Genomic DNA, 6,780 nt, shown 5'->3' with positions numbered 1-6,780 from the left:
GGTGTCCAATAAGTAGTTAAGAGAATGTTCTAATCTTTCTGTTGTGTCTGTTAAGGCTATACTTAAATCTATCCTTACAACCGGATATTTTTTATCCCAATCCCAGTTATTATACAAATACAAACCTTTAAACAGTTCCCTGTTTCCACTGAAGGCTTCTTTTAGAGTATCTAAAAATAAAGATTTTCCAAATCTTCTTGGTCTGCTTAAAAAGTAGTATCCTCCTGATTCTAACTTTTTGATAAATGGTGTTTTATCTACATAGTAACAGTTTTCTTGTATTATTTTGCTAAATGTTTGTATTCCTATTGGCAGTTTTTTCATGTTTCAATCCTTATTTTTTCTTGACTTTTGTAATTAGTTATAGTTTACCAAATTCAAAATGTATTTTTCAAAGTTTTCTAACCTCTATTAAAATTTCATCGTTTTTTTGTGCGTTGAAGGTTTCTTTGAAATTTTTCATAGGAATAAAAAGTTCGTAAAATCCAAAACTTCCTTTTATAAGGTTTGGTTTGTCTTTTTCTCCTTCTAAAAAGTTGTTTTTTACATTTTCCAATGTATACTCTTTGTAGTGTAATCTGAATTTTTCAGGTAAAGTGGATATGTTTGTAATTCCGTTTCCGAATTTATCAAACATCAATATTTTTCCAAAGATTTTGTTTTTTTCTACTTTTGGCTTTAAATCTTCCAATTTTTTGTAATCTTCTAATGAGTCTCCTAAATCTTCAACATTGATACCTTTTGAGATGTAAGCAGATGTTGGAGCAAATACATCTCTTCCGTGAAATGTGTTTGTATCGGTTTTAAGTGTGTACTTTTTTATATGGATTACTTTTTCTACTTTTTGGTTTTCAAGGGCTAAGGTTAAAAGTCCGTTATCTGGAGCTACAAAGTAGTAATCTTGGGTTTTTACTACGATAGGTTTTCTTTCTGTACCAACTCCCGGGTCTACTACACTTACAAATATTGTTCCTTTTGGAAAGTATTTATAAGTTGCGTTTAATACTACACAAGCTTCAACTATATCAAAAGATGTTATATCGTGGGATATGTCTACTATTTTTGCATCCGGATTTATTGATAGTATAACTCCTTTCATACTTCCAACAAATCCATCTTTTAAGCCAAAGTCTGTAAGTAAGGCTATTATTTTACTCATCTTTTTATAAGGCTTTCTATGTATCTTAGTATTTCATCTACTGTTTTATCTGTAGTGTCAATCGTTATGTAATCTGGAGTAGGTCTTAAAGGTGATTCTTTCCTTTCATAATCCATTTTGTCTCTTTCTATTATTTTTTGGAGTATGTGGTTGTAATCTACTGTAAAACCTTTTTCTTTTAGCTGGTTTACTCTTCTTTGTGATCTGACTTCTGGTGAGGCTGTCATAAATATTTTTAGGTCTGCATCCGGAAATATTTTCGTTCCAGCATCTCTTCCTTCTATAACTGCGTTCTTTGATGCTTTTCCTATTTCTCTTTGTTTATTTACCATAAACTCTCTAACTTTTTTGTATCTTGCTATTACAGACGCTACATTTCCAACTTCTTCTGTTCTTATAAACTGAGAGACATCTTCTGAATCTAAAAAAACTTTGTCATCTGTTAGGTTTATTTGGGTGTTTTCTAACACTTTTATAACTTCTTCTTCATTTTGTGGGTCTATGTTTAATTTTATTATTTTTAAGGCTAACGCCCTGTACATTGCTCCGGTATCTATGTAAGTATAGCCAAGTTTTTTGGCAAGCAACTTTGCTATCGTACTTTTTCCACTTCCGGCTGGTCCATCTATTGCTATTATCATTTTAACACCTCTATCAATTTATCCGGATTGTTTACTTTAATTTTTGACGGTAGATTTTGATTGTAAGTATTTTCAAACAGTATAAATTCAACATTTTTCCCTTCTTCTTTGTTATAGTTATACACCATCAGGTAGTCTGCTATCGTATCTCCTATGTAGAAAGTGGGATTTTTGTAGTTAAATTTCTTGAAAAACAATCTCAACGGATATGATGATGGTTTTCTTAGGTTTGGTTGTGGTATATCGTCTTCTGTTATTATTAAATCAAAATATTTGTAAAGGTCAAACATTTTGAAAGTGTAATCCAAATCCGGATAAGGTCTTCCGGTTATAACTCCCATGATATCTGATTTTTCTCTCACTTTTGAAAGTATGTGATGGGGAATGATAAGTTGCTCTTTGTCTCTATGTGTTTTGTATCTATCTTCAAAGTATTCTACAAGTTCTTTGTAATCCGGAAGTTTTATGTTGTAATCTTTGGCAAATCTATAAAAATCTTCTAACCTTGTGCTGTATGGTTTAAAAATCTCTTTGAATGTTTTTAAATCTAATCCGGATAAAGAGTAAAGTATTCCGGATAAAGATGCATCCCAGTCGTTGTTTATTCCAAAGGTTAGTTTTATATCTAAAAGGTCTTTTAAGTTGTTATCTTTTTTTGAAAAGTAATCAACAGTATCTTTTATTGAGTAATGGTATGATTTGCTAACATCAATCAGTACTCCATCTACATCAAATATTGTTATCATCTGTCTTTTTTCTCCTTTAAATCTCTTTCCATCGCTTCTTGATAAGTGTAAGGACACTCTTGAGGAATATTAAAGTTATCCGGATTTTGGCCATTTTTTCTAAGCCATACTCTAATCTCAGCTTTGGCTAAATACCATGCCTTACCTATTTCAGATGGAAGTTTTGATTTTAAGCTTGGATAGATGCTAAATAATGCATCGATTCTATCTCTTGAATTTTGAATGCTTCTAATCCATTTATTTCCTGCATTTTCTCCACCTGCTAAGTTTTTGAAGTTGTCCCACTTGTACAGATGTTCAAGTATAACAGCTAAGTAGCTAATACAGGCTTCAAGATGTCTTGCTCCCATATCTTCTATCTCTTCAAGTAGATTGTCCCAATCTACAAACTCGTAGGCTTTGTCTTTCAGCAGTTGAAGGTTTATATCTACCCACAGAGGATAATCCTTATCGTATAACTGTTTTAACTCATCTTTTGATATGTTTATGGTCTTCATTTTAAACACTCCCTTACTTTATAACTCCAAAAATAAGTTTTGATAAAAATTCTAAAGAGTTTTGGTTTAAAACGATTATTAACGCTGCTAAAAAGTATATCAGCATTTTTAAAACTTTAATTTCTCCTTTAACTTCCTGTCGTAAACTTTCTATCTCTCCTTTTAATTCTTGTCTAACCGTTTCTATCTCTTGTCTAACTAAAAGTATATCTTCTTTTGTGGCAAGTTCTTTCTTAAGTTCATCTCTTAATTCTATTTTTCTTTTCTTTGTTTCTTCTTCAGCTATTTCTTTTAACTGTTTCTCTGTTTCTTCAAAAATCTTTACAACTTCTAAAGCTGTTTCTTTACCAAGCTTTTCAGAGAGTTTTTCGTACAGTTCAACAGGTACACCCATGTTGTCCTCCGAAAAATTAAATGTACTAATATGATATAATAAGTTTTTCTTAAAATCTAACAAAGGGGTATATCCATGAAAATAAAGGACTTTTTAAAAGAAAACCATCTTAACATAAATGACAATGCAAAACTTTTACTTGAAAAATTACAAGCAGATATATCCATTCTTTCAAAACTTGAAGAAACTTACGGTAAATCAGATAAAATGTCTAAGTCAAAACATAACACAGTAGACCCTGATGAGATGGTGAAAAAATACGGTGCAGATACAGTAAGACTTTACACCTTGTTTGCAGCGCCTCCGGAAAACAACTTTGATTGGACGGAAAGTGGAATAGAAGGAGCCCACAGATTTATAAAAAGATTTTTCAATTACATAACAGAAAACTTAGACCTTGTTAAAGATGTAAGTTATACCCAAGAAGATTTTAAAGATTTAAACGAAGAAGACCTTAAAATAAGGAAAAAACTTCATCATACGATTAAAAAAGTAAGAAACGACATAGAAAAAAACTTTCAGTTTAACACAGCGATAGCAGCAATGATGGAACTTTTAAATGAACTTTACGACTATAAAAACAAAAATCCAAAAGTTTTAAGAGAAGTTTTTGAAAATTTTATACTGCTGATTTCCCCATTTACACCTTTTATGGCAGACTTTTTATGGAATAAATTAGGAAAAGAAGGTTTTACATTAAACCAGCCTTATCCTACTTACGATGAAAATCTTCTTATTGAAACAGAGAAAGAGATTCCGGTTCAGATAAATGGAAAAACAAGAGCTACGATTAAAGTTCCAGTTTCCGCATCAGAGGAAGAAGTAGTAACCGTAGCCCTTTCAAATCCTGATATTCAAAAATGGACACAAGGTAAACAGCTTGTTAAAACCATATTTATACAAGGAAAAATTTTAAACCTTATAGTTAAATAGCCCAAACTCCTGGTATTTGGGTATTACATTTAGGACATTTTCCATCAACAAGATGATTTTTCACAAACTGTCCTACATATCCAGACCTTTCTATTACTTTAAATTGGCAGTTTGGACAGTAGGTTGATTCTCTGTCCTCATCTAAAACATTTCCAACGTATATGTAGTTGAGTCCTTCTTCTTTTCCTATTTCGTAAGCTTCTACCAACTTAGATACAGGTGTAGGTGGATGGTCTGTCATCTTATACATAGGATAAAATCTTGATACGTGCCATGGTATATTTTTGTCAATAGATGCAATAAATCTTGCAATGTCTCTGAGTTCTTCTTTACTGTCATTTTCCCCAGGAATGATTAAAGTTGTTATCTCTATCCATAAACCAAGTTTGTAGGCATACTCTATAGCTTCTAAGACTGGTTTTAGTCTTGCTCCACATATTTCCCTGTAAAATCTATCTGTGAAAGCCTTTAAATCTATATTTGCAGCATCAAGGTAAGGTCTTATGGTATCAAGAGCTTCTTTTGTCTCGTACCCACTACTAACAAAAACCGTTTTTATGTTATTTTGCTTTGCCAATTTAAAAGTATCATACGCATATTCAAAAACAACTACAGGCTCGTTGTAAGTAAAAGCAATAGAAGGTATTTTTTGAGTTTTTGCAATATTAACGATAGTTTCTGGCATAAGGTTTATACCGAAAACTTCAAAGTTGTGTTCTTTTGGATACTGAGAAATCTCCCAGTTTTGACAGAATTTACAGCTAAAATTACAACCAACCGTTCCAACAGATAAAATATCTGTTCCCGGAAGAAAATGGAATAAAGGTTTCTTTTCTATAGGGTCTATGTTGTAAGCAGCTGCTAATCCGTAAACAGTTAAAAATAGTTCACCATCTTCATTTTTTCTTATACCACACTTTCCATACTCTCCAACATCCAAAACACATCTTTGAGAGCATGCTTTACATAAAACCTTATTTTCTTTTCTTTTTTCTGATAGCCATGCTTGTGATTTCATTTTAACACCTCTTTTTGTTATGTTATACTAATTAACGATACATTAAATATATGCTGAAAATTTGTAAAATCACTATCTTCAGGGGTTTGAAATGATGGAAGACTTTGATTTGAAATGGGATAGGTACTACATTGAAAATGTAAAAATAGAAGAGTACGGTTTTGCAGAGTTTATATCAAAGACATTACTCCGTGTAAAAACCGATAAAAAAACAGACTTGATTCAAGAAGGTTTAACAATTCCTGTTAAGATAAACGGGAAAACCTACAGATGCTACGTAAAAGAGATTACAGATAGAAAGATAGATTTTGTTTTTTTAGATTGGTTTGAAGATATAAATTTTATAAAGCAAAATATAAAATATCTGAAAAATTATAAAACCTCAAAATTACACACCATAACCGAAAAAGACTTAGACAGTGTAAATATATCCTCAGATTTTATAAATCTTATAAATCTTTTGTCTGAAGTTGATGACCCAAATACGGATGCGGAAAGTTTGGCATTTATTATAAATCTAATACCGATTTTAAAAAATAAAGTGATAGAAACAGCAAACAGTGTATCACAAGGAGCTGTTGAAGAGATAAAAGACCTTCCTACCGCTATATCAAGGATAGGTCTTGAAAAATTAAAAAAACTTGTTTTTCAATATTTTGAGCTTTTTATAACAACTTACAAATCTCCTATTGAAAACTTTGAAAGTTTTAATCAGATGAACTTAACAAAGGTTGAACTTTTTAAAAAAATTCCCCCATTCATATCTTTTCAACCAAGGAAAAAAGCCGGATTACTTCTCCTTTTGTTTGAGTTTGTATCTTCCGCTGTAAACTTGTTTGTTAAAAAAGATGAAAATTATGCAAAATTATTGAAAAACACGGTTAATTTTTATTCTTATCCAATTAGGATATATGAAAAAGTGTTGTTTGGAGAAGACTTTTTAACATACAACGAAATTTTCTTAAACAGAAAGTTCAAAATATTAATTGATGTAAATGACAGCTACAAGTTAGCACATCTACTTTTAAATCCACATTTAAACCTAAAGTCGGAGCCTTTTAACCTATCAAACAGGAATCTAAAAAGAGCTTACCTTTACTATCTTATATTTTTAGGAATAAATTACCTTGTTTATAACGACAAAAAAAGTGGATACATTCTTTACAACAGATTAAGAAGGTTTGGAATGTCTTTAAACGACGTGGTAGATTTTTTAAACGAAGTTGTGTTTTTTGTTAACAAAATTCTATCAGCCCTTAAAATAAAGCCATTTCTAAGGACACCTTCACCAGTAAACTACACGCTAAACTGTAAAAAAACTCTAATTTCCAATTTAAATAATTTTAAAACAAACCAAGACAAGTAGCAAAACTTAAAGCTAAAATGAAGAAG

9 protein-coding genes are annotated in these 6,780 nt (G+C 31.0%); 2 read left to right on the top strand and 7 right to left on the bottom strand.

The features are described from left to right. From NE054_RS06625 to NE054_RS06600, 6 genes are all read right to left on the bottom strand, one after another. A partial coding sequence (locus NE054_RS06625) for an AAA family ATPase (protein ID WP_297890000.1) occupies positions 1-324 on the bottom strand: 324 nt, incomplete at its 3' end. Positions 325-391: 67 nt separating this feature from the next. Next, positions 392-1,159, bottom strand: coding sequence for an SAM-dependent chlorinase/fluorinase (locus tag NE054_RS06620; RefSeq protein ID WP_297889999.1), 768 nt, complete (start codon positions 1,157-1,159; stop codon positions 392-394). Beyond that, positions 1,156-1,800, bottom strand: a complete 645-nt coding sequence (gene cmk, locus NE054_RS06615; RefSeq protein ID WP_297889998.1) for a (d)CMP kinase — start codon at positions 1,798-1,800, stop codon at positions 1,156-1,158. The genes NE054_RS06620 and cmk overlap by 4 nt, the downstream gene beginning before the upstream one ends. Then, positions 1,797-2,546: an HAD hydrolase-like protein gene (locus NE054_RS06610; protein WP_297889997.1), complete on the bottom strand. Its 750-nt coding sequence runs from the start codon at positions 2,544-2,546 to the stop codon at positions 1,797-1,799. Before NE054_RS06610 ends, cmk begins: the two co-directional genes overlap by 4 nt. Continuing rightward, complete coding sequence (locus tag NE054_RS06605) at positions 2,543-3,043, bottom strand: DUF29 domain-containing protein (protein WP_297889996.1); 501 nt, start codon at positions 3,041-3,043, stop codon at positions 2,543-2,545. The genes NE054_RS06610 and NE054_RS06605 overlap by 4 nt, the downstream gene beginning before the upstream one ends. Positions 3,044-3,056: 13 nt before the next feature. Further along, a complete protein-coding gene (locus NE054_RS06600) occupies positions 3,057-3,437 on the bottom strand; it encodes a hypothetical protein (protein ID WP_297889995.1) in 381 nt (126 codons plus the stop codon). 75 nt (positions 3,438-3,512) lie between these two features. Between NE054_RS06600 and NE054_RS06595 the strand changes: the two genes are divergently transcribed. Beyond that, positions 3,513-4,370: a class I tRNA ligase family protein gene (locus NE054_RS06595; protein WP_297889994.1), complete on the top strand. Its 858-nt coding sequence runs from the start codon at positions 3,513-3,515 to the stop codon at positions 4,368-4,370. Here NE054_RS06595 and amrS read toward each other — a convergent pair. Next, on the bottom strand, positions 4,363-5,388 hold the full coding sequence (gene amrS / locus NE054_RS06590; protein WP_297889993.1) for an AmmeMemoRadiSam system radical SAM enzyme: 1,026 nt from the start codon (positions 5,386-5,388) through the stop codon (positions 4,363-4,365). The genes NE054_RS06595 and amrS overlap by 8 nt on opposite strands. 94 nt (positions 5,389-5,482) lie before the next feature. Here amrS and NE054_RS06585 point away from each other — a divergent pair, with 94 nt between their 5' ends. Further along, on the top strand, positions 5,483-6,754 hold the full coding sequence (locus NE054_RS06585; RefSeq protein ID WP_297889992.1) for an HDOD domain-containing protein: 1,272 nt from the start codon (positions 5,483-5,485) through the stop codon (positions 6,752-6,754). Positions 6,755-6,780 lie beyond the last annotated feature (26 nt).

Source organism: Sulfurihydrogenibium sp. (assembly GCF_027448985.1).
Classification (GTDB): domain Bacteria; phylum Aquificota; class Aquificia; order Aquificales; family Hydrogenothermaceae; genus Sulfurihydrogenibium.
Note: the sequence above shows the minus strand (reverse complement) of the source record. Positions and strands in the feature narration are given on the sequence as shown.

What these genes read in the sequence shown, in the direction of transcription:
- amrS (WP_297889993.1), bottom strand. Translation starts at nt 5,388, where the DNA reads ATGAAATCACAAGCATGGCTATCAGAAAAAAGAAAAGAAAATAAGGTT.
- NE054_RS06595 (WP_297889994.1), top strand. Translation starts at nt 3,513, where the DNA reads ATGAAAATAAAGGACTTTTTAAAAGAAAACCATCTTAACATAAATGAC.
- NE054_RS06620 (WP_297889999.1), bottom strand. Translation starts at nt 1,159, where the DNA reads ATGAGTAAAATAATAGCCTTACTTACAGACTTTGGCTTAAAAGATGGA.
- NE054_RS06600 (WP_297889995.1), bottom strand. Translation starts at nt 3,437, where the DNA reads ATGGGTGTACCTGTTGAACTGTACGAAAAACTCTCTGAAAAGCTTGGT.
- NE054_RS06585 (WP_297889992.1), top strand. Translation starts at nt 5,483, where the DNA reads ATGGAAGACTTTGATTTGAAATGGGATAGGTACTACATTGAAAATGTA.
- cmk (WP_297889998.1), bottom strand. Translation starts at nt 1,800, where the DNA reads ATGATAATAGCAATAGATGGACCAGCCGGAAGTGGAAAAAGTACGATA.
- NE054_RS06605 (WP_297889996.1), bottom strand. Translation starts at nt 3,043, where the DNA reads ATGAAGACCATAAACATATCAAAAGATGAGTTAAAACAGTTATACGAT.
- NE054_RS06610 (WP_297889997.1), bottom strand. Translation starts at nt 2,546, where the DNA reads ATGATAACAATATTTGATGTAGATGGAGTACTGATTGATGTTAGCAAA.